Source organism: Sandaracinobacter sp. (genome assembly GCF_041909755.1).
Classification (GTDB): domain Bacteria; phylum Pseudomonadota; class Alphaproteobacteria; order Sphingomonadales; family Sphingomonadaceae; genus Sandaracinobacteroides.
Window position 1 is genome coordinate 1 of the sequence record NZ_JAYRCW010000033.1, and the last position, 24,758, is coordinate 24,758.

21 protein-coding genes, 3 tRNA genes and 1 other RNA gene are annotated in these 24,758 nt (G+C 65.3%); 21 read left to right on the plus strand and 4 right to left on the minus strand.

What is annotated here, in order from left to right; genetic code table 11:
• A partial coding sequence (gene rlmB, locus ACE3O8_RS06360; RefSeq protein ID WP_374387943.1) for a 23S rRNA (guanosine(2251)-2'-O)-methyltransferase RlmB occupies positions 1–738 on the minus strand: 738 nt, incomplete at its 3' end.
• A 97-nt stretch (positions 739–835) separates the two neighbouring features.
• Between rlmB and ACE3O8_RS06365 the strand changes: the two genes are divergently transcribed.
• A complete protein-coding gene (locus ACE3O8_RS06365) occupies positions 836–1,621 on the plus strand; it encodes an acyl-CoA thioesterase (protein ID WP_374387945.1) in 786 nt (261 codons plus the stop codon).
• Here the strand turns inward: ACE3O8_RS06365 and ACE3O8_RS06370 are convergent.
• On the minus strand, positions 1,597–2,607 hold the full coding sequence (locus ACE3O8_RS06370; RefSeq protein ID WP_374387947.1) for an alpha/beta hydrolase: 1,011 nt from the start codon (positions 2,605–2,607) through the stop codon (positions 1,597–1,599). The genes ACE3O8_RS06365 and ACE3O8_RS06370 overlap by 25 nt on opposite strands.
• 96 nt (positions 2,608–2,703) lie before the next feature.
• Between ACE3O8_RS06370 and ACE3O8_RS06375 the strand changes: the two genes are divergently transcribed.
• From ACE3O8_RS06375 to ACE3O8_RS06430, 12 genes are all read left to right on the plus strand, one after another.
• Positions 2,704–2,789, plus strand: a tRNA-Tyr gene (locus ACE3O8_RS06375).
• A gap of 128 nt (positions 2,790–2,917) precedes the next feature.
• Positions 2,918–2,991 (plus strand) — tRNA-Gly (locus ACE3O8_RS06380).
• A gap of 118 nt (positions 2,992–3,109) precedes the next feature.
• A tRNA-Trp gene (locus tag ACE3O8_RS06385) sits at positions 3,110–3,185 on the plus strand.
• A 184-nt stretch (positions 3,186–3,369) separates the two neighbouring features.
• Positions 3,370–3,567: a preprotein translocase subunit SecE gene (gene secE, locus ACE3O8_RS06390; RefSeq protein WP_374387949.1), complete on the plus strand. Its 198-nt coding sequence runs from the start codon at positions 3,370–3,372 to the stop codon at positions 3,565–3,567.
• A 5-nt stretch (positions 3,568–3,572) separates the two neighbouring features.
• On the plus strand, positions 3,573–4,112 hold the full coding sequence (gene nusG, locus ACE3O8_RS06395) for a transcription termination/antitermination protein NusG (protein ID WP_374387951.1): 540 nt from the start codon (positions 3,573–3,575) through the stop codon (positions 4,110–4,112).
• A gap of 152 nt (positions 4,113–4,264) precedes the next feature.
• Positions 4,265–4,699: a 50S ribosomal protein L11 gene (gene rplK / locus ACE3O8_RS06400; RefSeq protein WP_140926566.1), complete on the plus strand. Its 435-nt coding sequence runs from the start codon at positions 4,265–4,267 to the stop codon at positions 4,697–4,699.
• Positions 4,700–4,703: 4 nt separating this feature from the next.
• Complete coding sequence (gene rplA / locus ACE3O8_RS06405; protein ID WP_374387953.1) at positions 4,704–5,402, plus strand: 50S ribosomal protein L1; 699 nt, start codon at positions 4,704–4,706, stop codon at positions 5,400–5,402.
• Between the two features lie 552 nt (positions 5,403–5,954).
• Positions 5,955–6,470 (plus strand): 50S ribosomal protein L10, encoded by a 516-nt coding sequence (gene rplJ / locus ACE3O8_RS06410; RefSeq protein WP_374387955.1) that lies wholly within the window; start codon positions 5,955–5,957, stop codon positions 6,468–6,470.
• Positions 6,471–6,491: 21 nt separating this feature from the next.
• A complete protein-coding gene (gene rplL / locus ACE3O8_RS06415) occupies positions 6,492–6,869 on the plus strand; it encodes a 50S ribosomal protein L7/L12 (protein WP_374387957.1) in 378 nt (125 codons plus the stop codon).
• A 188-nt stretch (positions 6,870–7,057) separates the two neighbouring features.
• Complete coding sequence (locus tag ACE3O8_RS06420; RefSeq protein WP_374387959.1) at positions 7,058–7,984, plus strand: UbiA family prenyltransferase; 927 nt, start codon at positions 7,058–7,060, stop codon at positions 7,982–7,984.
• 31 nt (positions 7,985–8,015) lie between these two features.
• Positions 8,016–9,263, plus strand: a complete 1,248-nt coding sequence (locus ACE3O8_RS06425) for a hypothetical protein (protein WP_374387961.1) — start codon at positions 8,016–8,018, stop codon at positions 9,261–9,263.
• Complete coding sequence (locus ACE3O8_RS06430) at positions 9,260–10,342, plus strand: acyltransferase family protein (RefSeq protein ID WP_374387963.1); 1,083 nt, start codon at positions 9,260–9,262, stop codon at positions 10,340–10,342. The genes ACE3O8_RS06425 and ACE3O8_RS06430 overlap by 4 nt, the downstream gene beginning before the upstream one ends.
• Here ACE3O8_RS06430 and ACE3O8_RS06435 read toward each other — a convergent pair.
• Positions 10,336–10,554, minus strand: a complete 219-nt coding sequence (locus tag ACE3O8_RS06435) for a helix-turn-helix domain-containing protein (RefSeq protein WP_374387965.1) — start codon at positions 10,552–10,554, stop codon at positions 10,336–10,338. The two genes, ACE3O8_RS06430 and ACE3O8_RS06435, sit on opposite strands and share 7 nt — an antisense overlap.
• Positions 10,554–11,078 carry a DUF2975 domain-containing protein gene (locus ACE3O8_RS06440; protein ID WP_374387967.1) on the minus strand — a complete coding sequence of 175 codons (525 nt, stop codon included), beginning with the start codon at positions 11,076–11,078 and terminating at the stop codon, positions 10,554–10,556. The genes ACE3O8_RS06435 and ACE3O8_RS06440 overlap by 1 nt, the downstream gene beginning before the upstream one ends.
• A gap of 154 nt (positions 11,079–11,232) precedes the next feature.
• Here ACE3O8_RS06440 and ACE3O8_RS06445 point away from each other — a divergent pair, with 154 nt between their 5' ends.
• The 8 genes from ACE3O8_RS06445 to ACE3O8_RS06480 all read left to right on the plus strand — a co-directional run.
• On the plus strand, positions 11,233–11,751 hold the full coding sequence (locus ACE3O8_RS06445) for a hypothetical protein (RefSeq protein WP_374387969.1): 519 nt from the start codon (positions 11,233–11,235) through the stop codon (positions 11,749–11,751).
• A 207-nt stretch (positions 11,752–11,958) separates the two neighbouring features.
• Positions 11,959–16,113 carry a DNA-directed RNA polymerase subunit beta gene (rpoB, locus tag ACE3O8_RS06450; RefSeq protein WP_374387971.1) on the plus strand — a complete coding sequence of 1,385 codons (4,155 nt, stop codon included), beginning with the start codon at positions 11,959–11,961 and terminating at the stop codon, positions 16,111–16,113.
• Positions 16,114–16,154: 41 nt separating this feature from the next.
• Complete coding sequence (gene rpoC / locus ACE3O8_RS06455; RefSeq protein ID WP_374387973.1) at positions 16,155–20,345, plus strand: DNA-directed RNA polymerase subunit beta'; 4,191 nt, start codon at positions 16,155–16,157, stop codon at positions 20,343–20,345.
• Positions 20,346–20,602: 257 nt separating this feature from the next.
• A complete protein-coding gene (locus tag ACE3O8_RS06460) occupies positions 20,603–21,397 on the plus strand; it encodes a PEPxxWA-CTERM sorting domain-containing protein (RefSeq protein ID WP_374387975.1) in 795 nt (264 codons plus the stop codon).
• Between the two features lie 97 nt (positions 21,398–21,494).
• A complete protein-coding gene (locus ACE3O8_RS06465; protein WP_374387977.1) occupies positions 21,495–22,643 on the plus strand; it encodes a glycosyltransferase family 4 protein in 1,149 nt (382 codons plus the stop codon).
• Between the two features lie 10 nt (positions 22,644–22,653).
• Positions 22,654–23,018: a transfer-messenger RNA gene (gene ssrA / locus ACE3O8_RS06470) on the plus strand.
• A gap of 132 nt (positions 23,019–23,150) precedes the next feature.
• A complete protein-coding gene (locus ACE3O8_RS06475; RefSeq protein WP_374387979.1) occupies positions 23,151–23,630 on the plus strand; it encodes an SspB family protein in 480 nt (159 codons plus the stop codon).
• On the plus strand, positions 23,627–24,758 hold a 1,132-nt coding region (locus ACE3O8_RS06480; RefSeq protein ID WP_374387981.1), incomplete at its 3' end, for a class II fumarate hydratase. The genes ACE3O8_RS06475 and ACE3O8_RS06480, both read left to right, overlap by 4 nt.

Genomic DNA, 24,758 nt, shown 5'->3' on the forward strand with positions numbered 1-24,758 from the left:
GGCGTAGAGCGCGATTGCAGCCGCGTTGGAGACGTTCAGGCTTTCCACGGCGCGGGTGATGGGCAGTTTCGCCAGCACGTCCACATGTTCGCGGGTGTTGTGGCGCATGCCTTCGCCCTCGGCCCCCAGCACGATGGCCTGCGGCTGCGGCGTCAGCGCCTCCGCCAGCGTGACCTTCGCGTCGCCCGCAAGGCCGATGCGCCAGTAACCGGCCTCCGCGATCTCCTCCAGCGCGCGGGCAAGGTTGACAACGCGGACCCAGGGCAGGGCCTCCAGCGCGCCGGAGGCCGCCCTGGCAAGCGCGCCGGATTCGGGTGGGCTGTGGCGATCCTGGGTGATGATGGCGCGGGCGCCGAAGGCCGCCGCTGATCGGATGATGGCGCCCACATTGTGCGGATCCGTCACCTGATCGAGGATGACGAGCGGGGCCATCGGATCCGGATTTTCCAGCACTTCGTCGAGCCAGGGCGATTCGAGCGGCTCCACCTCAAGCACAAGGCCCTGATGGGGCGCATCGGCCGGCACGAGGCGGGCGAGATCATGGCCATCCCCGAACTGGACCTGCAGGCCTTCGGGAATCACGATCTTTGCCAGCTCCTCGTGCGTGCCGAACAGCTTCCTCAGCGTGCGCGCGGGATTGTCGAGCGCGGCATAGACGGCGTGCCGGCCATAGAGGCGCGGCCGGTTCGGATCGGTGCGGTTGGCGGTGCCGTGGCGCTTGTTCGGTCGTCGTCCCATGTTCCTGCCTTCCGGGCCCTGATCGGGCGGCCCTGTCACTAGCCATGGGTGGCGCGGGAGGAAAGCCCGCACGAGAGCTGCTGGCAAAGGAGTGGCCATGGCAAGCTTTGAATCGGTGATCACGGGGCTGACGGCAAAAGGCGACGGCTGGCTGGCGACGCCGACAGACGACTGGCTGCAGGGACGGACCCTGTATGGCGGCCTTTCGGCAGCGCTGGCGCTGAGGGCCTGCGAACTGGCGGTGCCGGGCCTGCCGCCGCTCCGGTCCGGGCAGATCGCCTATATCGGGCCGGCGGCGGGCGAAGTGCTGCTGAAGCCGCAGCTGATCCGGCAGGGCAAGTCCGTCACCTACATGAGCTGCGATCTGGTGTCCGGCGGGGCGGTGGCGTTGAGGGCGCTGTTCGCGTTCGGGGCCTCCCGGGAAAGCCGCTTTGCCGCAGTTGCCCCGCCGCCGCCCGTCTGGCGCGCGCCGCAGGATTGCCCGCGCCTCTGGCCAGAGGGCATGGGCCCGGCCTTTGCCGGCCACCTCAATCAGCGGATGGCGGGCCCGTTGCGCCCGTTTTCCGGCGCGGATCAGGGCGATCTGCTGATCTGGGTGCGGCATGACGAACCGGTCACGCCGGGGCAGGCGGCGCTGGTGGCGATGGGCGACGCCTTGCCACCCGCAAGCTTCACCCGCTTCGATGGCCCGGCGATGATCAGCACCATGACATGGAGCTTCGACCTGTTCGATCCGGCGGCGGCCGACGGGTCCGGCTGGTTGCTGCTGCATTCGCGCGACGATGGCGTGGGCGACGGCTATTCAGGGCAGGACATGGCAATGTGGGACGAGGCGGGGCGGCCCCTGATGCGGGGCCGTCAGTCGGTCGCGATTTTCGCCTGAGGGGGATCCAGCGCCGCCAGGAAGGCCAGCATCCGGTCCAGCGCGAGGCGGCCTTCCTCGGTGTTCAGGCGCAGCTGATATTCATGGCCCAGCGGCGGCTGGTGGTCGGCCGGGAAGAACAGGGTGTCGGTCGTCACGCCAAGGCTTGCCAGTCGCTCCGCCAGCTTCAGCCCCTGAGGCGTCAACGGGTCCGCATTGCCGCCGGTGATGAAGCTGGGCGGGAACGCCGGGCCCACATGAGCGATGACAGAGAACAACTCCCCGCCCTTCACCCGCGCCGGGTTCGTTTCGCCGGTATAGCCCCGGAAGGCGGCGCGGACGAACGCCCCGATCAGGCCGCCGCCGCCAAGGTCCGGCAGGTCATAGATGCCCGACGTGAGCAGCATGCCGCGAAGATCCTGGGCGGGAACGGCCGGGGCGATCCCCAGCTTTTGCGCATAGGCGGGGTCGGTGATGGAAAGCGCAAGCTGCGCGGCGATATGGGCGCCCGCCGAATCGCCGCCCAGCACAAGGGCGCCGGGATCGATGCCCAGCGCGGCGGCATTGGCACGGATATGGGCGATGGCGGCATTCACCTGCCGGACGGGCAGGGGATAGGCCCCGCTGGCGCCGCGCCGGTATTCGACGGACACCACCGGATAGCCATGGCCCGCCAGCGCGGACAGCCAGTTGGCGACGCTGGACTTGTCCCCCGCGACGAAGCCGCCGCCATGTACCCACACGACGAGCGGCGCCTTGCGCGGCGTGCCGGCGGGCGGAAGGAAGAGATCGAAACGCTCGTCCGGCCCGGGGCCATACAGCAGGTCCCTGTGCGCGATCACGCCCGGCGGGACATGCCCGGCCGAGGCGGCGGCGAGTTCGGCATCGCCGCGATCGAAGACCTGACGGATGACCCAGACGCCGGGTTCCGGGCTGAGGCGGACGGCGACGACCGCCGCAAGCCCCAGGGCGGCGAGGATTCCGAAGAGCCAGGCCAGTTTCCGCACGCGATTTCTCCCCCTTGCGCAGGGCTCGCACGCCTTTGCGGTGTTGACAAGGCGGGGCCCATTCGCCATTTGCCCGCCTCCCGCACCGAAGGGTTCGGAGGGGTGGCCGAGCGGTCAATGGCAGCAGACTGTAAATCTGCCGGGTTTTCCCTACGTTGGTTCAAATCCAACCCCCTCCACCATTCTGCCAGGGGCAGGATGGAGTCCTTGCAAGGGGTCGGGCTTTGCCCGGTTCCGCGCATCGGCGCGGGCGCGCAGTCGCGCTTGCGGCGGCTTTTCTGCCGGGCAAGGGCGCCTCGCTGGCGAGTGGGCGGGTATAGCACAATGGTAGTGCAGCAGCCTTCCAAGCTGAATACGCGGGTTCGATTCCCGCTACCCGCTCCAGTCTTTACAGTCAGTTAGGTCGAAACTCCCGCATGTTGCCGGGAATTGCGCGCCGCGCCGCATCTGGCTCTTGCCTCACCCCGGCCACTCCCTTATAGCCCCGGCTCCCGCGCTCCGCAGGAGTGTAGCTCAGTTGGTAGAGCATCGGTCTCCAAAACCGAGGGCCGGGGGTTCGAGTCCCTCCACTCCTGCCAACGCCTTGGGAACAGACGTCTTGAACGAGGCGGCTGACAACCCCAAGTCGCTGGAGGGCGGGTAAGATTTCTGGCCCGGCCGGTGCCCCGCTGAAGAGGGGCGTCTGCCGGGAGTTGTCGTTGGTGAAAGCGCGGGGCGGGAGGCTTCGGGCCTGAACCGACGGCGGATGGAAGGTTGAATCGGATGGCGAAGACGAGCCCGGGCGAGTTTGTCCGGCAGGTGAGGCAGGAAACGTCGAAGGTCGTCTGGCCGTCGCGTCCTGAAGTCGTGCGCACGACCATCCTCGTCCTCATCATGACGTCGATCCTCGCCGTCTTCTTCCTTGGCGTCGATCAGGTGCTGGGCCGGGCGGTCAAGTTCTTCCTGGGTCTGGGAGCGTAATCCTCATGTCGCGCTGGTACATCATTCACGCCTATTCGGGCTTCGAGAACAAGGTCCGCGACCAGATCGTGTCCGACGCGGCCCGGCTGGGGCTGGAAGGCATGGTCGAGGCGGTCGAGGTGCCCACCGAAAAGGTGACGGAAGTTCGCCGCGGCAAGAAGGTGCAGAGCGAGCGGAAGTTCTTCCCCGGCTATGTGCTGGCCAAGCTGGAAATGAACGATCAGGTCTATCACCTTGTGAAGAACACGCCGAAGGTGACTGGATTCCTTGGATCTTCCGGCAAGCCTCAGCCGATTTCCGAGGCCGAGGCCGCGCGCATCCTGAACACCAAGGCCGAAGCCGACGCGGCTGCGCCCAAGGCGAAGAAGAAGGCGAACTTCGAGATCGGGGATTCGGTGAAGGTGCTGGATGGCCCGTTCGCCAGCTTCTCGGGTCTGGTCGAGGAAATCGACTACGAGAAGTCGCGCGTGAAGGTTTCCGTGTCCATCTTCGGCCGGGCGACCCCGGTGGAGCTGGACTTCGAGCAGGTCGAGAAGACCAAGTAATTCCCCCGGAAGGGGAACGATGCTTGGGCCGCGGTCGGACAGGCATGACATCGTGGGAGGTGAGGGGTTCGCCCCGATCCGTTTGCACCACACGGCCGCACAACCGGAGGGACGGGTGGTTCGCCACCCGGCCCTGATTTGGAGCAAGTGATATGGCAAAGAAGATCACTGGCTATATCAAGCTGCAGGTTGCAGCTGGTAAGGCCACCCCGAGCCCGCCGATCGGGCCTGCGCTGGGTCAGCGCGGCGTGAACATCATGGAATTCTGCAAGGCCTTCAACGCTGCCACCGGCAGCCTCGAGCCCGGCATGCCGATCCCCACGGTGATCACCGTCTATGCGGACCGCAGCTTCTCGTTCATCACCAAGACGCCGCCGGCGAGCTTCCTTCTGAAGAAGGCGGCCGGCCTGAAGTCCGGCGCGACGACGCCCGGCAAGGGCGCGCCCGCGGGCAAGGTGAAGAAGTCGCAGATCCGCGAGATCGCCGAGACGAAGATGAAGGACCTGAACGCGAACGACATCGAGATGGCCATGAAGACCATCGAGGGTTCCGCCCGCGCGATGGGCCTTGAAGTGGTGGAGGGCTGATCCGATGGCCAAGCTGACCAAGAAGAGCAAGGCTCTCGGCGCGACCGTCGAGCCGCTGAAGCTGTATCCCGTCGACGAGGCGCTGGGCCTCGTGAAGGCGAACGCGACCGCGAAGTTCGATGAGACGATCGAAGTGGCCGTGAACCTGAACGTCGATCCCCGCCATGCGGACCAGATGGTGCGCGGCATGGTGACCCTGCCCAAGGGCACCGGCAAGACGGTGCGCGTGGGCGTGTTCGCCCGTGGCCCGAAGGCCGATGAAGCCCGTGAAGCCGGGGCCGACGTGGTCGGCGCCGAAGACCTGCTGGAAATCGTGCAGGGCGGCACCATCGATTTCGACCGCTGCATCGCCACGCCCGACATGATGGGTCTGGTGGGTCGCCTCGGTAAGGTTCTCGGTCCCAAGGGCCTGATGCCGAACCCGAAGCTGGGCACCGTGACGATGAACGTCGGCGAAGCCGTGAAGGCTGCCAAGGGCGGCCAGATCGAGTTCCGCGTCGAAAAGGCGGGCATCATCCACGCCGGCCTCGGCAAGGCGAGCTTCGCGCAGGAAGATCTGAAGGCGAACCTGGACGCGTTCCTGGATGCGCTGGTGAAGGCCAAGCCGTCGGGCGCCAAGGGCAAGTATGTCGAGAAGATCTCGCTCAGCTCCACCCAGGGCAAGGGCGTGAAGGTGGATCCGGCGACCGCGCTGGGCGCCTGAGCCTTCCGGCAACATTGAACCGCGAAGAGGCCGGGGGAAACCCCGGCCTCTTTTCGTTTCGGGTGGGCGGAGTGGCCTGGGGAGGCGGACGTCCCGGCCTGTCCTACGGCGGGATGTGCCGGTAGTATGCCTGCCGCTGCCCGGGAGGATGGGCTTGCGGCAACCGGGGCGACTGCGGAGGGCACGACACGAGTGCGAAAAGTGGGAAAAGCTGAACGGAAAGGCGCCCCCCGATGATGGCCGCGCGCGGCCGATCTTGACCTGCGGGGCGAATCCTCTATAGGCGCGCGTTCCGCTTGCAGGCCCCCGGGTCTGTGGCGCCGTCCGAGATTGCAGGTGCCCGAAAGGGTTTAAGCCGACAGGGCCTGCATGAGACGAGGAACAGCTTTGGCCCCTTTCAGCCGTGCGATGGCCGGGGGAATTTGCAGCGGGGCTTCGGCTTCGCTGGCGGCGATCCTTTTCGGGCGGGCCAATGGGCCCGGCGCAAATCCAGGCCCCTTGGCTCTATGGCTGCCTCTCAATCCGGGGGGGCAGCGAGTGCAAGGAGTGAGCATGGATCGGAACCAGAAGAAAGAGCTGGTCGCCAATCTCGCGAAGACGCTGGGTGAGACCCAGGTTGTGGTGATTACCCGCAACCATGGCCTTACCGTTGCGCAGGTTTCCGACCTGCGCACGCGGATGCGCGGAGCTGGTGCGCAGTTCAAGGTGACGAAGAACCGGCTTGCCCGCATTGCCTTGGAGGGCACGCCCTATCAGGATATCGGCCAGCTTCTGGTCGGCCCTGTTGGTCTTGCCACGTCCGTCGATCCGGTTGCGGCTGCAAAGATCGCAATCGAGTTCGCGAAGACCACCGACAAGTTCGAAATCGTCGGTGCTTCGATGGCGGGCACGCTTCTCGATGTGAACGGGGTGAAGGCGCTTGCCGAACTTCCGTCGCTCGACGAGCTCCGGGCGAAGCTGGTGGGTCTGTTGAACGCACCTGCGACCAAGATTGCGCAGCTTTCGACGGCCCCGGCCGCCAAGCTGGCGCGCGTGTTTGCGGCTTACGGCGACAGCGCCGCCGCCTGATAGAGATCAAGGAGTATCAAAATGGCTGACCTGAACAAGATCGTTGAAGACCTGTCCGCCCTGACCGTTCTGGAAGCGGCCGAGCTGGCCAAGCTGCTGGAAGAAAAGTGGGGCGTTTCCGCCGCTGCGGCTGTTGCCGTGGCCGCGCCTGCCGCTGGTGGCGCTGCCGCCCCGGCCGCCGAAGAAAAGACCGAGTTCGACGTGATCCTCACCGGCGACGGTGGCAAGAAGATCAACGTCATCAAGGAAGTCCGCGCCATCACCGGCCTGGGCCTGACCGAAGCGAAGACCCTGGTGGAATCCGCTCCGAAGGCCGTGAAGGAAGGCGTGAACAAGGAAGAAGCCGAAAAGCTGAAGAAGCAGCTTGAGGAAGCCGGCGCGACCGTCGAACTCAAGTAAGCCTTTCAGGCTTTCTGGCAAAGGAAGGGGCGGCTCCGCAAGGGGCCGCCCCTTTCGCATGAGCGGACGCGGAGGCAGCGCATGGGGCTATGCCCCTTTTGGACACAACACCCGGCCCGGGCGATGGGATAGACTGATTTCACTGCACGGGGCCGGGGGCGGTGTGCAGGCAGCGGGGAGTAGCCGTCTTGGCGAGGCTTGAGAACGAGACGAAGGGAGCCGTGTATCTGGCCCGGTCAGCAAGCCTTCGCGACCAGTTCGCCCAGCTCGGCGCGCAGCTGAGGCTGCACCAATGGTCGAAGAACCTGCTGCTGTTTGCGCCGATGGTGGTGGGGCACCAGTTCACGGAAGAGGCGTTGCTCGCCTCGACGCTGGGCTTTTTCGCCTTCTGCCTCGCCTCGTCCGCCGGCTATGTGGTGAACGATCTGGTCGATGTCGCGGCTGATCGCACACATCCGGCGCGCCGCAACCGGCCGCTGGCATCCGGCCGCCTGTCCGTGCAGCTGGCCTGGGCGCTGATCCCGCTGCTGACGGCAGGCGCAATCGCGATCGGCGTGCTGTTCCTGCCGCAGTCCTTCCTTGTCGCGCTTGGGGCCTATCTGCTGGGCACCATTTCCTATTCGCTCTATTTCAAGCGGCGGCTGGCGGTGGACGTTGTGGTCCTGTGCCTCCTCTACACGCTGCGGGTGCTGGCGGGGAACGAGGCGATCGGGGCTGATCCGACCGAGTGGCTGGTGGGCTTTTCCATGTTCCTGTTCCTGGCACTTGCGCTCATCAAGCGGCATTCGGAACTGATGGCGCTGGGCACGGGCGCGCCGAACAGGGCCTATCGCACAGAGGATCTGCGCATCCTGCTGCCGCTTGCGGGGGCGGCCGCGCTGGCGTCCGTCACCATATTCGCCCGCTACATCGGCGAAACCGAGGTGCTTGCGGTCTATAGCAAGCCGGTCGTCCTGTGGTTCGTGGCGCCCATCCTGCTGTACTGGCTGTTGCGCCTGCTGCTGCTGGCGAACCGCGGTGACCTGCACGAGGATCCCGTGGTGTTCGCGACGACCGATCCGAAGAGCCTGCTGTGCGGGGCGCTGATCGCCGTGATCCTGCTTATGGCCTGGTGACGCAGGGGCCATGGACAGCAGGAATGGGCGGATGCCGGGCCTGATATCCATCCTGCTGCTGCTGGCGGTGACATTGCTGTCCTATCACCGGCTGGAAGCGAGCCGGGCGGCCTATCGGGTGAACAACTGCGTGCTGGGCGCAGACAATGCCACGATCGGGGCCGCGCTGGACGCCGGAACCTACCGGGGACTTCGGCTGCGCAAGCATCCCATGGCGGTGGCGCTGGTGGGGGCGGTTTCGAAGCCGATCTCGATGGCCGGGGCGCCGCACCGGCAGGCGACATCGGCCGGGCTGGCGCTGCTTCAAGGCCTAGGGGCGGCTGCGATGTTCCTGTTCCTGGCCCGCAACCGGGTCGGTCCGGGGACCGCGCTGGCGGCGACGCTGTTCTTCCTGTCGCTGTTCGGGCCGGCGACGCTGTTCGGCGTGACGGACAGTTATGGCGTGACCTTTGCCGTTTCGGCCATCGCCGTGCTGGCGATGGGCGAGCTGGCAAGGCGCGCAAACGCGACGCAGGGACGAGTGGGGGCAGGGCTGGCTGTTGCCGCGGCCGGGCTGGCCAATCCGCCCGCCATGGCGATCCTGCCGCTGTATGCGGCGCTGCGCCGGCAATGGCGGGGGGCAGGGACACGGCATGCCCTGGCGACCGACCTTGCCGTTCCGGCAGCCGTCGCAGCGCTCGTTGCGATCGCCTTGCCGCTGCTGATCTCGGATGGTTGGGGGCTCGGCTATGCCCAGCGCTATGCCACGCTGAACGGAGTCCGCGATGCGGGGCTGTTCGCAGACTATGCCGTGGGCTTCTGGCTGTTCGCGCTGGTGGCACCGCTGGAGCTGATGCAGTGCCGCTATGGCGCCGGTTTGCTGCCGCTTGCGGAGCCGTTGCGGCTGGCAGGAATGGGCCTGTCCGCGTTGCTGCTGCTGATCGGCACTGGCCGTGCCCTGGCCGAACGCCGCAGCCGCGATGTCAGTCTGGCGTGCCTGTGCGGTATCGCGGCGCTGTTCCTGTTCTACCTGGGGTTCAATCCGGGAGAGGTCCTGCTGTACAGCCCGCAATGGCTGTTCCTTCTGGTGATTGCGGCTTCGGCAGGGCTGGCGGGAGGGTGGCTTCTGCCGCTGGCCGCCGCCATCCTGCTGAATCTGGCGCTGAACCTGCCGCCGCTGCACAGGGCCGGCAGCGCGGATCCTGCCCGCTGCTGCCCGGATCCGCCGCCCAGCATGCTGCCGCAGGAACATCCGCTTCGGCAGGGCGACCGGCTTTGCGGGGGGCGGGCCGGGCAATGACGAACGGGGCAAAAACGAACGGGGGCGCGCACCGACAGGGGCATCTGCAAGCGATCGACGACATGCGCGGGCTTGCGATCCTGGCGATCGTGCTGCTGCACGCGGCCAATGCCGTGCTGAACCGAGGCCTTGTCCATCCGCTGGCGCCGTCCACCCGGCTGATCGCGGCGGCGAACGATATCCTGTTCCACAACAGCACCATCTATTTCGCCCTGATTTCCGGCATCCTCTATGGGCATCTGTTCGCGGCGCGGCCGCACGGCGCGTTTCTGCGCGCCCGGCTGGCCAATGTGGGATCGCCCTATCTGGTGATGACAGCCGGGCTGACAGCGATCCTGTGGTTCGCGGCCTCGAAGCCGGTGGCGGGCCTTCCGGCCGGCATTGTGCGCAACCTCATCCTGGGCGATGCCTGGAATACCTTCTGGTATATTCCTGTCATCCTGATCCTTTATGCCCTGAGCCCTCTGCTGTGGCGGGTGATGACGGACCGCCGGCTCGGCGCGCTGGCGCTGCTGCTGCTGGTGCAGCCGTTGCTGTTCACCCGGACGGACACCGAACTGACCCCGCAGATGTTTGCCTATTACGCCGGGGTCTATTGCTGCGGCATGCTGGTTGGGGCGGATGTGCCGCGCGCGCTGGACTGGCTGCGGCGGGAAGCCGGGCTGGTGCGGGTGGTGGCGGGCGTGTCGGCGATCGTGCTGGCCCTGCTGCATGCCGCCGATCTAGACCGGATCGGGTTCACCTCGCTGCGGGAAAGCGTGTTCTACATCTTCCGGCTTTCCATCGCGGGCCTTGTGCTGCCGGCCCTGGTGGGCTGGGGCCTGCCGGTGGACCGGCAGCCGCGCAAGCTTCTGGGCCTGATCGCGGCGGCCTCGTTCGGGATCTACTTCCTGCATGGCCCCCTGCTGCGGCCGATCGCGCGGACGATCGGGCCCATGGTGCCGACCGGGCAGCCTGCCTGGGCGGTGCTGCTGGCGATCCTTCTGTCTGCGCTGGCCGCGCTGTTTCTGTGCCTGCTGATCCTGCTGCCGCTGAAGCGCCTGCTGGGCCGCCGCTCGCGCTATCTGACCGGCTATTGAGGGTCGCCGTCCGGCACATGGTGCAGCAGGTCGCCCGGCTGGCAGGCCAGCGCGTCGCAGATGGCCTCCAGCGTGGAGAAGCGGATCGCCCTGGCTTTCCCCGTCTTCAGGATGGAGAGGTTCGCCAGCGTGATGTCGACCTTTTCGGACAGTTCCGTGAGTGTCATGCGGCGGGCGTGGAGCAACTCATCCAGGCGGACGATGACCGGCATCAGACCGTTCCTTCCAGATCGTCGCGCAGGCGGCGGGCCTGTTCGAACACCTCGGCCAGCACGAAGGCGAGAAGCGCGGCGAGCAGGCCCGTGAAGGAGAATTCGAAGCCGGAGCCAATGTCCGTCCGGTTTGCAATGGCGTGGCCGGCAAGGCCGGTGACGAAGCCGGTCGCCTGAATGCCGAGGATGATCCAGCCAATGCGGCGCAGGCGCAGGCTGTTGCCCACGGTGAAGGGGTTGCCGTGTGACACGCCGTCCAGCACGGTGAGGAGATTGCTGAACACGGCTGCCGTCAGCGCGAGAATGACGGCCGCGCCCGCAATCACGAGGCTGAGCCAGGGCTGGAGGCCGGCGACCTTGGCTGTCATTCCCTTCTCCGTCGCCTCGATCAGGATATGCGGCCAGCCGATCGCCAGCGCGGCACTGATGAGACCGAGCCCGACGGCGACGACGATGCAGAGGGAGAGGCCGACCACACAGACGATGCGGCTGGTGGCAAGCGGGAAACTGGGTGAGGTGGCCATATCGAACTCCGATATTGAATATATCGAAAAACAATATATCGCATGACCCGCCTGTCAAGCAGAATTATCGAATATCAATATGTCCTTGGCCTGGTGCCGGCGTGGCGAAAGCGGGATGGCCATGTTAGCAGTTCAAAAACAAGGAGGGCACGACATGGGCGAGAGCGGTCGGAGGCGGGCGGTGGGCCACGCGCTGAAGCATGAGTTGCTGATCTGGGGATTTGTCTCGTCCTACCTGTTCATCCTGTTCTCGGCCGTCGCGGCCTATGTGTGGGCGAAATCCGGTAGCGCCGGGCATCTTGGCACCGAGATCGGGGCGGCGGCGTTGCGTGCGATCGTGCTGGGGAAGTTCGTTCTCATGGGGAAGATCTTCGGCGTGGGGACGATGGATGTCGGCGCGCCGCTGGCGCATCGGGCGCTGGTACGGTCTGTCGCGCTGCTCTTGCTGGTCGCGCTGTTCGTGGTGGTGGAGGAAGCGATCGTTTCCCTGATCCATGGCGGGACGGCAAGGGAGGGGCTGCAGGCCGTGCGGGCAAGGGGCGGGGCCGATCTGCTGACGTCGCTGGCCCTGTTCTATCTGATCCTGCTGCCGCTGGCGCTGCTGCAGGAGGTCGTGCGGAACATCCCACCCGAAAGCCTGGCCGGCCACCTTTTCGCCCGGGCAGACGGCTGACAGGCGCTTTACAGGTTCCAACAGGCTTTCTATATCGCCTGCCTCACCTCAGTTCGGGATAGGGGGCGCCGTCGCGCAGCGCTCTTCACGCATTGGATCGGGGTGTTTCGGGATACGCGCACAGCCGCAGCCGGGGTAACCCCTTGGCTTTGCGGCTTTTCGTGTCTCGATCTGCGCCATGAATCTTGACCGAAGGACATGTGCCACATGGCAACCAAGGCCGTCGAACCGACCCGTTCCGCCCCCGCGAATCGCTTCCGCGCCACGCGCCGCATCCGCAAGATCTTCGGCAATATCGCCGAAGCGGTGCAGATGCCGAACCTGATCGAGGTTCAGCGCGAGAGCTATGAGCAGTTCCTGCGCTCGCGGCCCGAGATCGGCTATGTGTCCGGCCTTGAAAAGACCCTGCGCTCGGTGTTCCCGATCCGCGATTTCGCCGGCGCCGCCGAGCTGGATTTCGTGAACTACGAGCTGGAAGATCCGAAGTACGACATGGAGGAATGCCGCCAGCGCGGCATGACCTTCGCTGCGCCGATGCGCGTGACGCTGCGCCTGATCGTGTTCGAGGTGGATGCCGACACGGGCACCCGCTCCGTCATCGATATCAAGGAGCAGGACGTCTACATGGGCGACATGCCGCTCATGACGGAGAACGGCACCTTCCTGGTGAACGGCACGGAGCGCGTGATCGTCAGCCAGATGCACCGGTCGCCGGGCGTGTTCTTCGATCATGACCGCGGCAAGACTCACAGCAGCGGCAAGTTCCTGTTCGCGGCGCGCGTGATTCCCTATCGCGGCAGCTGGCTGGACTTCGAATATGACGCCAAGGACATCGTGAACGTGCGGATCGACCGGAAGCGCAAGCTGCCGGTGACGACGCTGCTGTATGCGCTGGGCCTGAACGGCGAGGAAATCCTCAACCACTTCTACGGCACTGTCCGCTGGGAGCGGGACACCAAGCTGAACGGCTGGCGGGTGCCGTTCGTCGCCGAGCAGTGGCGTGGCCAGAAGCCGACCTTCGACGTGCTGAACGCCGATACCGGCGAAGTGCTGTTCAAGGATGGCGAGAAGATCACGCCGCGCGCCGCCAAGAAGGCGCAGAACGAGGGCGTGAAGACGCTGCTGGTGCCGGCTGACGAGATCCTGGGCCGCTTTTCGGCCTTCGACCTCATCAACGAAAAGACGGGCGCCATCCATATCGAGGCCGGCGACGAGGTCACGCAGGAGCATCTCGACAAGCTGACCGACGCGGGCTTCGCCCATGTCGAGGTGCTGGACATCGACGGCGTGAACGTGGGCCCCTGGATCCGCAATACGCTGATGGCCGACAAGGCCGAGGAGCGCGACCAGGCGCTGGCCGACATCTATCGCGTGATGCGCCCCGGGGAGCCGCCGACGCGTGAAACGGCCGAAGCCCTGTTCGCCGGGCTGTTCTTCGACGCCGAGCGCTATGACCTGTCGGCCGTGGGCCGGGTGAAGATGAACATGCGCCTGGGCCTTGATGCGCCGGACGACCTGACGACCCTGCGGCAGGAGGACATCCTTGCCGTCGTCAAGACGCTTGTCGAGCTGAAGGACGGCAAGGGCGAGATCGACGACATCGACAACCTCGGCAACCGCCGGGTCCGTTCGGTGGGCGAACTGCTGGAGAACAGCTATCGCGTCGGCCTGCTGCGCATGGAACGCGCGGTGAAGGAGCGGATGTCCTCTGTCGATATTTCGACGGTGATGCCCAACGACCTGATCAACGCGAAGCCTGCGGTGGCCGCGGTGCGCGAATTCTTCGGCTCCAGCCAGCTTTCGCAGTTCATGGACCAGACCAACCCGCTGTCCGAGGTGACGCACAAGCGTCGCGTCTCGGCGCTTGGGCCGGGCGGCCTGACGCGCGAACGCGCGGGCTTCGAAGTCCGCGACGTTCACCCGACCCACTATGGTCGGATCTGCCCGATCGAGACGCCGGAAGGGCCGAACATCGGCCTGATCAACTCGCTCGCCACCTTCAGCCGGGTGAACAAGTACGGCTTCATCGAGACGCCCTACCGCAAGGTGGTGGACAGCAAGGTGACCGACGAGGTGATCTACCTGTCGGCCATGGAGGAAGCGCGCCACACCATCGGCCAGGCGAACGTGGAGCTGGATGCCGAAGGCCGCATCGTGGAGGATCTGGTTTCTGCCCGCGAAGCCGGTGAATTCCTGATCGCCCCGCGTGAGCAGATCACGCTGATGGACGTGTCGCCGAAGCAACTGGTGTCCGTCGCCGCCTCGCTGATCCCGTTCCTGGAAAACGACGACGCCAACCGGGCGCTGATGGGATCTAACATGCAGCGGCAGGCCGTGCCGCTGGTGAAGGCGGAAGCGCCGTTCGTGGGCACCGGCATGGAAGAGACGGTTGCGCGGGATTCCGGCGCTGCCATCGCTGCCCGCCGCGCCGGCATCGTCGACCAGGTGGACGCAGGCCGGATCGTGATCCGGGCGACCGAAGAGGTCGAGCCGGGCAAGACCATGGTCGACATCTACACGCTGATGAAGTTCCAGCGCTCCAACCAGAACACCTGCATCAACCAGCGCCCGCTGGTGAAGGTGGGCGATGTGGTGGCCAAGGGCGACATCATCTGCGACGGCCCCAGCACCCAATATGGCGAGCTGGCGCTGGGCCGGAACGCGCTGGTCGCGTTCATGCCCTGGAACGGCTACAACTACGAGGATTCCATCCTCATCAACGAGCGCATCGTGCGCGAGGACATCTTCACCTCGATCCACATCGAGGAATTCGAAGTGATGGCCCGCGACACCAAGCTTGGGCCGGAAGACATCACGCGCGATATCCCGAACGTGGGCGAGGAAGCGCTGCGCAACCTCGACGAAGCGGGCATCGTGTACATCGGCGCCGAAGTGGAGCCGGGCGACATTCTGGTCGGCAAGATCACGCCCAAGGGCGAAAGCCCGATGACGCCGGAAGAAAAGCTGCTGCGCGCCATCTTCGGTGAAAAGGCGAGCGACGTGCGCGACACTTCGCTGCGGCTGCCGCCGGGCGTGGCGGGCACCATCGTGGAAGTGCGGGTGTTCAACCGCCACGGCATCGACAAGGACGAGCGCGCGCTGGCGATCGAGCGCGAGGAAATCGACCGGCTGGAAAAGGATGCGGCGGACGAACGCGGCATTCTGGACCGGGCGACCTTCGCGCACCTGAAGGACATGCTGCTGGGGCAGACGGTTGTGACCGGGCCCAAGGGCGTGAAGAAGGGCGCCGTGATCGACGAGGCGCTGCTGGACGAGCAGCCGAAGCGCGAATGGTGGAAGTTCGGCATAGCCGACGACACGGCGCAGGCGAACCTGGAAGCCAGCCGGGCCCAGTATGACGAGGCGATGAAGTCCATCGCCGAGCGACTGGAAGACCGGAAGGACAAGCTGCAGCGCGGTGACGAGCTGCCGCCGGGCGTGCTGAAGATGGTGAAGGTGTTCGTGGCCGTGAAGCGCAAGCTTCAGCCGGGCGACAAGATGGCCGGCCGTCACGGCAACAAGGGCGTCATCTCGCGCATCCTGCCGTCGGAAGACATGCCGTTCCTGGAAGACGGCACGGCGGTCGACCTGGTGCTGAACCCGCTGGGCGTGCCCAGCCGGATGAACGTCGGGCAGATCTTCGAAACCCACCTGGGCTGGGCCGCGCGCGGCCTTGGCCGCCAGGTGGCGGGCCTGCTGGAATCGATCCGCACCCAGAATGAGGCGGCCGTGGCCGACGCCAAGGGCGACCTTGCGAAGCTGCGCTCCAACCTGGACGCCGTTTATGGCGAGCAGGCGAATGTGGCGGCGATGACCGACGACGACCTGATGAAGTTCGCCGACAGCCTGACGCCCGGCGTTCCGATGGCGACGCCGGTGTTCGACGGCGCCAAGGAAGCGGACGTGTCGCACATGCTGCAACTGTCCGGGCTGGACAGCTCGGGGCAGGTGGAGCTGTTCGACGGCCGGACCGGCGAGGCGTTCGACCGCAAGGTGACCGTCGGCTACATCTACATGCTGAAGCTGCACCACCTGGTGGACGACAAGATCCACGCCCGTTCGATCGGGCCGTACAGCCTCGTCACCCAGCAGCCGCTGGGCGGGAAGGCGCAGTTCGGCGGCCAGCGCTTCGGGGAAATGGAAGTGTGGGCGCTGCAGGCTTATGGCGCGGCCTATACGCTGCAGGAAATGCTGACGGTGAAGTCCGACGACGTGGTCGGCCGCACCAAGGTCTATGAAGCGATCGTCAAGGGCGACGACACCTTCGAGGCCGGCATTCCCGAAAGCTTCAACGTGCTGGTGAAGGAAATGCGCTCGCTCGGCCTGAACGTCGAGTTGAAGACGACCGACGCCGACGCCTGACACTGAATCTGATCAGCCCCCCTGCGGGGCGAGGAGTTGCAATGAACGAACTGGTTCCAAACGCTTTCTCAGCCGTCTCCAAGCCGGAGACGTTCGATCAGATCCAGATCTCGATCGCGTCGCCGGACAAGATCCGCAGCTGGTCGTTCGGGGAGATCAAGAAGCCCGAGACGATCAACTACCGCACGTTCAAGCCCGAGCGTGACGGCCTGTTCTGCGCGCGCATCTTCGGCCCGATCAAGGACTATGAGTGCCTGTGCGGCAAGTACAAGCGCATGAAGTACAAGGGCATTGTCTGCGAGAAGTGCGGTGTTGAAGTCACCGTCTCGAAGGTCCGCCGGGAACGGATGGGCCATATCGAACTGGCGGCGCCTGTTGCCCACATCTGGTTTCTGAAGTCGCTTCCCAGCCGCATCGGCATGCTGCTGGACATGACGCTGAAGGACCTGGAGCGCGTTCTCTACTTCGAGAACTATATCGTCACCGAGCCCGGCATGACGCCGCTGAAGAAGTTCCAGCTTCTGAACGAGGACGAGTATCTCGACGCGCAGGACCAGTATGGCGAGGAAAGCTTCCGCGCCGGCATCGGCGCCGAGGCCATCCGCGAACTGCTGATGGAGCTGGACCTTGCCGCCGAGAAGGAAGAGCTTCTGGAAGAGCTGGCGACGACCAAGTCGGAGCTGAAGCCCAAGAAGATCATCAAGCGGCTGAAGATTGTCGAGAGCTTCCTGGAATCGGGCAACCGGCCGGAATGGATGATCCTGACGGTGATCCCGGTGATCCCGCCGGAACTGCGCCCGCTGGTGCCGCTGGATGGCGGCCGCTTCGCGACGTCTGACCTCAACGACCTGTATCGCCGCGTCATCAACCGGAACAACCGCCTGAAGCGGCTGATCGAGCTGCGCGCGCCCGACATCATCGTGCGCAACGAAAAGCGCATGCTGCAGGAAGCCGTTGACGCGCTGTTCGACAATGGCCGTCGCGGCCGCACCATCACGGGCGCCAACAAGCGGCCGCTGAAGAGCCTTTCCGACATGCTGAAGGGCAAGCAGGGCCGGTTCCGGCAGAACCTGCTGGGCAAGCGCGTCGATTATTCCGGCCGTTCGGTCATCGTGACCGGGCCGGAACTGAAGCTGCACCAGTGCGGCCTGCCGAAGAAGATGGCGCTGGAGCTGTTCAAGCCGTTCATCTACGCCCGGCTGGACGCCAAGGGCCTGTCGATGACGCTGAAGCAGGCCAAGAAATATGTCGAGAAGGAGCGCAAGGAAGTCTGGGACATCCTGGACGAGGTGATCCGCGAGCATCCGGTTCTGCTGAACCGCGCGCCGACGCTGCACCGCCTTGGCATTCAGGCCTTCGAACCCGTGCTGATCGAGGGCAAGGCGATCCAGCTTCACCCGCTGGTCTGCGCCGCCTTCAACGCCGACTTCGACGGGGACCAGATGGCCGTCCACGTTCCGCTGAGCCTTGAGGCGCAGCTGGAAGCGCGGGTGCTGATGATGTCCACGAACAACATCCTCAGCCCTTCGAACGGCAAGCCGATCATCGTGCCGTCGCAGGACATGGTGCTGGGCATCTACTACCTCTCCATGGAGCGGCAGGAGAAGAAGCCGGAGTATGTCGAACTTCCCGACGGCAGCAAGCGCGAGCGGCTGCCGGTGTTCGCCGACATGGCCGAAGTGCATGCCGCGCTGACGGCCGGCGTGGTGACGCTGCACACGCGGATCGAGGCGCGGGTGCCGCAGACGGACGAAGCCGGCCGCACCTCCATGAAGCGGTTCGTGACGACCGCCGGGCGCATGCTGATCGCCGAATGCCTGCCGAAGAGCCACAAGGTGCCCTTCGAGACGGTGAACCGCCTTCTGACGAAGAAGGAAATCGGCGATGTGATCGACACCGTCTATCGCCACACCGGGCAGAAAGAGACGGTGCTGTTCGCCGATGCGATCATGGCGCTGGGCTTCCGCCATGCCTGCCAGGCGGGCATTTCGTTCGGCAAGGACGACATGGTGATCCCCGCCACCAAGGAGCCGCTCGTCGAGGAGACGCGCGCGCTGGCGAAGGACTTCGAGCAGCAGTATCAGGACGGCCTGATCACGCAGGGCGAGAAGTACAACAAGGTGGTCGACGCCTGGGCGCGCTGCGGCGACAAGGTGGCCGAGGAGATGATGAAGGAAATCTCCGCGACGCCGATCGACCCGGCGACGGGCCGGCAGCGGGCGATCAACTCCGTGTACATGATGGCGCATTCCGGCGCCCGGGGTTCGCAGGCGCAGATGAAGCAGCTTGCCGGGATGCGCGGCCTGATGGCCAAGCCTTCGGGCGAGATCATCGAGACGCCGATCATCTCCAACTTCAAGGAAGGCCTGACCGTCCTTGAATATTTCAACTCCACGCACGGCGCCCGGAAGGGCCTTGCCGACACCGCGCTGAAGACGGCGAACTCGGGATACCTGACCCGCCGACTGGTCGACGTGTCGCAGGATTGCGTGGTGCTGGAAGACGATTGCGAGACATCGCGCGGGCTGATGATGAAGGCCATCGTCGAAGGCGGTTCCGTCATCGTGACGCTGGCCGAGCGGATCCTGGGTCGGACAGTGTGCGACGACATCGTCGACCCGAAGACGGGCGAGGTGCTGTTCGCGCGCGACACGCTCCTGGACGAAAAGATGGTGAAGGCCATCGAGGACGCCGGCATCGCGGACGTGAAGATCCGCTCTCCGCTGGTGTGCGAAGCGCGGCAGGGCGTCTGCGGCCGTTGCTATGGCCGGGATCTGGCCCGCGGGACGCCGGTGAACATCGGCGAGGCTGTCGGCGTGATCGCGGCCCAGTCCATCGGGGAGCCCGGCACCCAGCTGACGATGCGGACCTTCCACATCGGCGGCGCGGCGCAGGTGAGCGAGCAATCGAGCCACGACGCGCCGGTTGACGGCATTGCGCAGTACCGCAACCTGCCCGTCATCAAGGACAGCCGTGGCCGGATCATCGGCATGGCGCCGACTGGCGGCGAGCTGGTGATCATGGATGCCGAGGGCCGCGAGCGTTCGGTGCACAAGATCGTGTTCGGCGCGATCCTGTCGGTGAAGGACGGCGAAAAGGTGAAGAAGGGCCAGCGGCTTGCCGAATGGGACCCCTACACCCGCCCGATCATCACCGACAAATCCGGCGTGGTGAAGTATCAGGACCTGGTCGACGGCCAGACGCTGAAGGAAGAAACCGACGACGCCACCGGCATTGCGCAGAAGGTGGTTTCGGAATGGAAGGCATCCAAGGCGAAGGACGACCTCCGCCCGCGGATGACGCTGCTGGACGACAGCAGCGGCGAAGCCGGCCGCTATCTGCTGCCGGTGGGCGCCATCCTTTCGGTTTCGGACGGACAGCGGGTGGAAGCCGGCGATGTGCTGGCGCGGATGCCGCGCGAAGCCGCCAAGACGCGGGACATCACCGGTGGTCTGCCGCGGGTTGCCGAGCTGTTCGAAGCCCGGATTCCCAAGGACAATGGTATCATCGCCAAGGTGGATGGCCGGATCGTGTTCGGGAAGGACTACAAGGCGAAGCGCCGCGTGGAACTGCACCCCGAAGACGGCGCGGAGCCGATCGTCTATCTGCTGCAGAAGGGCAAGCACATGGCCGTTCAGGAAGGCGACCTTGTGCGCAAGGGCGACTTCATCGTGGACGGACCGGCGAACCCGCACGACATCCTGGATGTCCTGGGTGTCGAGAAGCTGGCTGAGTATCTCTGCTCGGAAATCCAGGAAGTCTATCGACTGCAGGGCGTGAAGATCAACGACAAGCACATCGAGGTGATCGTTCGCCAGATGCTGCAGAAGGTGGAAATCACCGACGACGGCGATTCCACGCTGCTGAAGGGCGAACAGGTCGACCGCGAGGAAATGGACGAGGCGAACGTCAAGCTGGTTGCCGAAGGCAAGCGGCCGGCGGAAGGCAAGCCGGTGCTGCTGGGCATCACCAAGGCGAGCCTGCAGACGCGCAGTTTCATTTCGGCTGCATCGTTCCAGGAAACGACGCGGGTGCTGACCGAAGCCGCCGTTCAGGGCAAGTCGGACACGCTGCTGGGCCTGAAGGAAAATGTCATCGTCGGCCGCCTGATCCCGGCCGGCACCGGGGCGGCGCTGGGCCGCCTGCGGGTGACGGCGACCAGCCGCGACGCCGCGCTTCGGGCGCAGCAGGCGGCTCTGGCCGCCGCCAGCGACACGACTGCCGACGCCTGATCTTTCGGCAGGCACCGGAAAACGACCCCCTGCGGCAACCGCCGCAGGGGGTTTTTTCTTGGAGCGGCCTTTGGAGCGAATTGTGGCGGCTGGGATGCTTTGTTTCCCGGCGGATGTAAAAAAATCTTACGCATTCTTCACACGCCATGAATTGTTCATCGTCTAAATATCTAAAAAACAAAGATATTAAATGCGGTCTTAGTCGGCATGGATATTGCTGTTCCTGTGCTGTGGGCAAACCCAACAGGAGGAACCGAATGTCGAATTTCAGACTTGCATTGGCTGGCGCAGCGCTGCTTGCGGCTGCATCCGGCGCCCAGGCGGCCAACCTGGCCGTGTTCGGGCAAAACTTCATCGGCGGCCTGTACGATGACAGCCACACCGTGACCTATGTGACCGACGCCCAGCTGGCGACGGCCGGCTTCCTCGATAGTTATGACGCCTTCGTCTATACGCGCGACGGCTATAGCTTCGGTGTTGGCCTGTCCGTTGCGGCGGCTGCGAATGTGAAGGCCTATGTGACCGGCAATGTCGTGCTGTTCAACGGCGACTGGCAGGATGACATCCCGAACAGCGTCGAAACGGCGGCCCTGTTCAGCAACGCGCTGACCTATGTGCTGGGCGGCAGCGGCAAGGGCTATATCGGCGAATATCGTGGTGCTTTCGCGGCTTATGCGGCGAACGACGACGGCAACAACCCGATCGGGCTGGTGCAGGGTCATTCGGGCGTGAGCGGCTATGCGCAAGGTGGATCGTCCCTCACGATCGATCTGACGGCAGCCGGCCAGGTGAGCCCGATCACCGCCGACACGACCTTCCCGTACAACCCGTCTGCCGTGGAATATGGCGCGCAGCTGACGGGTGAAAACCCGGCCAAGGTGCTTGCCCGCTTTGCCAACGGTAATGCCGCGATCATCGCGAGCGGCGTTGACCAGATTTCCGACCCGGGCGTGGTTCCCGAGCCGGCGACCTGGGCGATGCTGATCGTGGGCTTCGGCGCTGTGGGCTTTGCGTCCCGCCGCAAGCGCAAGCTGCTGCACACGGCGGCCTGATCAGTCCGCTGTCGAATGATGGGCCCGGTGGCAGCCTGCCGCCGGGCCCATTTTCGTGCCGCATGCCTGCCATAGTCTACGGCTAGGCGCCGCGATCATGGGTGACGGAACTGGACCGCTGCGCGTCGCGCTGTTTTCGGGCAACTACAATTATGTGAAGGACGGTGCGAACCAGGCCCTGAACAGGCTGGTGGGCCGCATGCTGGTGCGCGGGCTGGAGCCGAGGGTCTATTCCCCGGTGGTCGATGTGCCGGCATTCGAGGCGACGGGGACGCTGATTGGCGTGCCTTCGGTACCGATCCCCGGGCGTGGCGAATATCGGGTGGCGCTGGGGCTCCCGCGCGCCGTGAAGGCCGACCTGGAGGCGTTCCGGCCGGATATCGTGCATCTGTCCGCGCCGGATTGGCTTGGCCATGACGCAAAGAAATGGGGGCAGGGGCAGGGCCTGCCGGTCGTGGCCTCGGTTCATACCCGGTTCGAGACGTATTTCGACTATTACCGGATGGGGTTCATCCGGCGCGGGGTGGAGCGGCTGCTGAAGAGCTTCTACGGCGACCTGACGGAGATCTACGCGCCATCGGAGAGCATGGCGGATGTGCTGCGCGCCGAAGGCTATTCGGAAAAGGTGCGGATCTGGAGCCGCGGCGTGGACCGGAAGATCTTCACGCCCGCCGCGCGCGACATGGGCTGGCGGCAGGGGCTGGGCATTGCGGACGATGTGCCGGTGATCGGCTTTGTCGGGCGGCTGGTGCTGGAAAAGGGACTGGACGTGGTGGCAGCTACCATGGCCGAGCTGCGGCGGCGCGGCGTGCCGCATCATCTGCTGGTGGTGGGGGATGGGCCGGCGCGCGCGGAGTTCGAGGCGGAGGTGCCGGGCGCGACATTCGCCGGCTTCCAGACCGGGGCGGCGCTTGGCCGGGCCTATGCCGGCTTCGACATGTTCCTGAACCCCAGCGTGACAGAGACATTCGGCAACGTCACGCTGGAAGCCATGGCCTGCGCGGTGCCGCCGGTCGCGGCGCAGGCGACGGGCGCATCATCGCTGGTGGCGGACGGCGTTTCGGGGCGGCTGGTGCCGGCCGGGGACATCGGCGCCTTTGCGGATGCAATCGAGGCCTATGTGCGCAACCCCGATCTCAGGCGCGCGCATGGCGAGGCTAGTTTCGTGCGCGCCCAGGCCTATGACTGGGATGCGATCAACGATGCCGTGATCGACCGCTATCTGGCGCTGACCGGGCGCGGCTGAGGCCGCAGAGGCCCTTACATTCTGCCGCCAGCGGGCCTATATCGCCTTTGCCGCCTTCGGGCGGAGATGGCGATGAATGATGCCGTACCAGTACTCACAGCGGACCCGGGGGCAGTACCCGGCGGCTCCACCAAAAGCCCCGAATTCCGGACAAGTCCGGCTTTCCGGGGCCTCTGACGGGGCCGAACCAGGATAGACGTGTGCGGAACGACGGTATTTTTGCCCGGCCTGAAAACGCCGTTAAACTGTTCAAAATCCACAAATGCCAACGACAACGAGGCATTTGCGATTGCTGCGTAACCTGTTGGCCTAACGGCCTTGGTTATCAAGCTTGAGCAGGGTTCGGGCCGAACCCGGTAACAGAATCGGATTCCAGCGGCTCGCAGGCGCGCCGGGCAACAGAAGCGCCTGCATTTCCCCTTTTTCGCAAGCCTGACCGGAATTCTCCTTCGGCAGGATGCCTGCCCCGGCCTTGACGACACATTGTGTCAGCGCCACTTGTGGCCTGTGACCGAGCCGCCCGAGAATCAGGAACCGCCGGACAGCCTCATCGCCTATGATGAGATCGTTCAGGATTCGTTGCGCCAGGTGGTGCGCAAGGTGCTGGGCGATGTGGCGGATGGCGGCGGCCTGCCCGGGGCGCATCATTTCTTCATCGCCTTCCGCACGCGCTTTCCCGGCGTGGACATGCCCAGGCATCTGCTGGAACGGTATCCGGAAGAAATGACCGTGGTGCTTCAGCATCGCTATTGGGATCTGCTGGTCGATGACGAGCATTTCGAAGTTGGCCTGACCTTCAACCAGGTGCCGGCCAAGCTTTCGATCCCCTACAAGGCGATCACGGGTTTCGTGGATCCGGCCGTGAACTTCGCGCTTCAGTTCATCGTGACCATGCCGGAACCGGCGGACGAACCGCCGCCCCCGCCGCTGGAGGACAGTGAATCCGGGTCGAACGTTGTGTCGTTCGACTTCAAGCGGAAGAAGTGAGCCGCACCGAAACGGACAGCCTGGGCGCGATCGAAGTGCCCGACACAGCTTACTGGGGCGCGCAGACACAGCGATCCATTTCGAATTTCCCCTTCGGCCCGATGGAACGGATGCCGATCGGGCTGATCCATGCGCTGGCGCTGGTGAAGCAGGCGGCTGCGCGGGTGAACCGCCGGCATGGGCTTGCGCCCGAAATTGCAGACGCCATCGAAACCGCTGCGGCTGAAGTGGCCGGTGGCCGGCTGGACGATCAGTTTCCGCTGGTGATCTGGCAGACCGGCAGCGGCACCCAGAGCAACATGAATGTGAACGAGGTGATCGCCGGGCGCGCAAACGAGCTGCTGACCGGGCGGCGGGGCGGCAAGACCCCGGTTCACCCCAACGACCATGTGAACATGAGCCAGAGCAGCAACGACAGCTTTCCGACGGCCATGCATGTTGCCGTCGTGCTGGCGGCGCGGCGGGCGCTGTTTCCTGCGCTTCAGCGGCTGGAATCGGCGCTTCTGGCCAAGGCCGAAAGTTGGGCTGAGATCGTGAAGATCGGGCGGACGCATCTGCAGGATGCGACGCCGCTGACGCTGGGACAGGAGTTTTCCGGCTATGCCGCGCAGCTGAAGCTGGCGCGGGTGCGCACCGAGCCGCTGGTGGCGCATGCGCTGAGCAGGCTGGCGCAGGGCGGGACTGCCGTTGGAACCGGGCTGAACGCGCCCGACGGGTTCGGCGCGGATTTCGCGCGCGAGATCAGCGGGCTGACGGGGGTGTCGTTCGAGACTGCACCCAACAAGTTCGAAGCGCTGGCCAGCCATGACACGCTGGTCGATTTTTCCGGGCGGCTGAACAGCCTGGCCGTGGCGCTGACGAAGATCGCCAACGACATCCGCCTGCTGGGTTCCGGGCCGCGATCGGGGCTGGGCGAGCTGGACCTGCCCGCGAACGAGCCGGGCAGCTCCATCATGCCGGGCAAGGTGAACCCCACGCAAAGCGAAATGCTGACCATGGTGGCGGCGCAGGTGATGGGCAACCATGTCGCGGTGACCGTGGGCGGGATGCAGGGGCATCTGGAACTGAATGTGTTCAAGCCGCTGATCGGGGCCAATGTGCTGCGCGCCATCGACCTGCTGGCGGTTG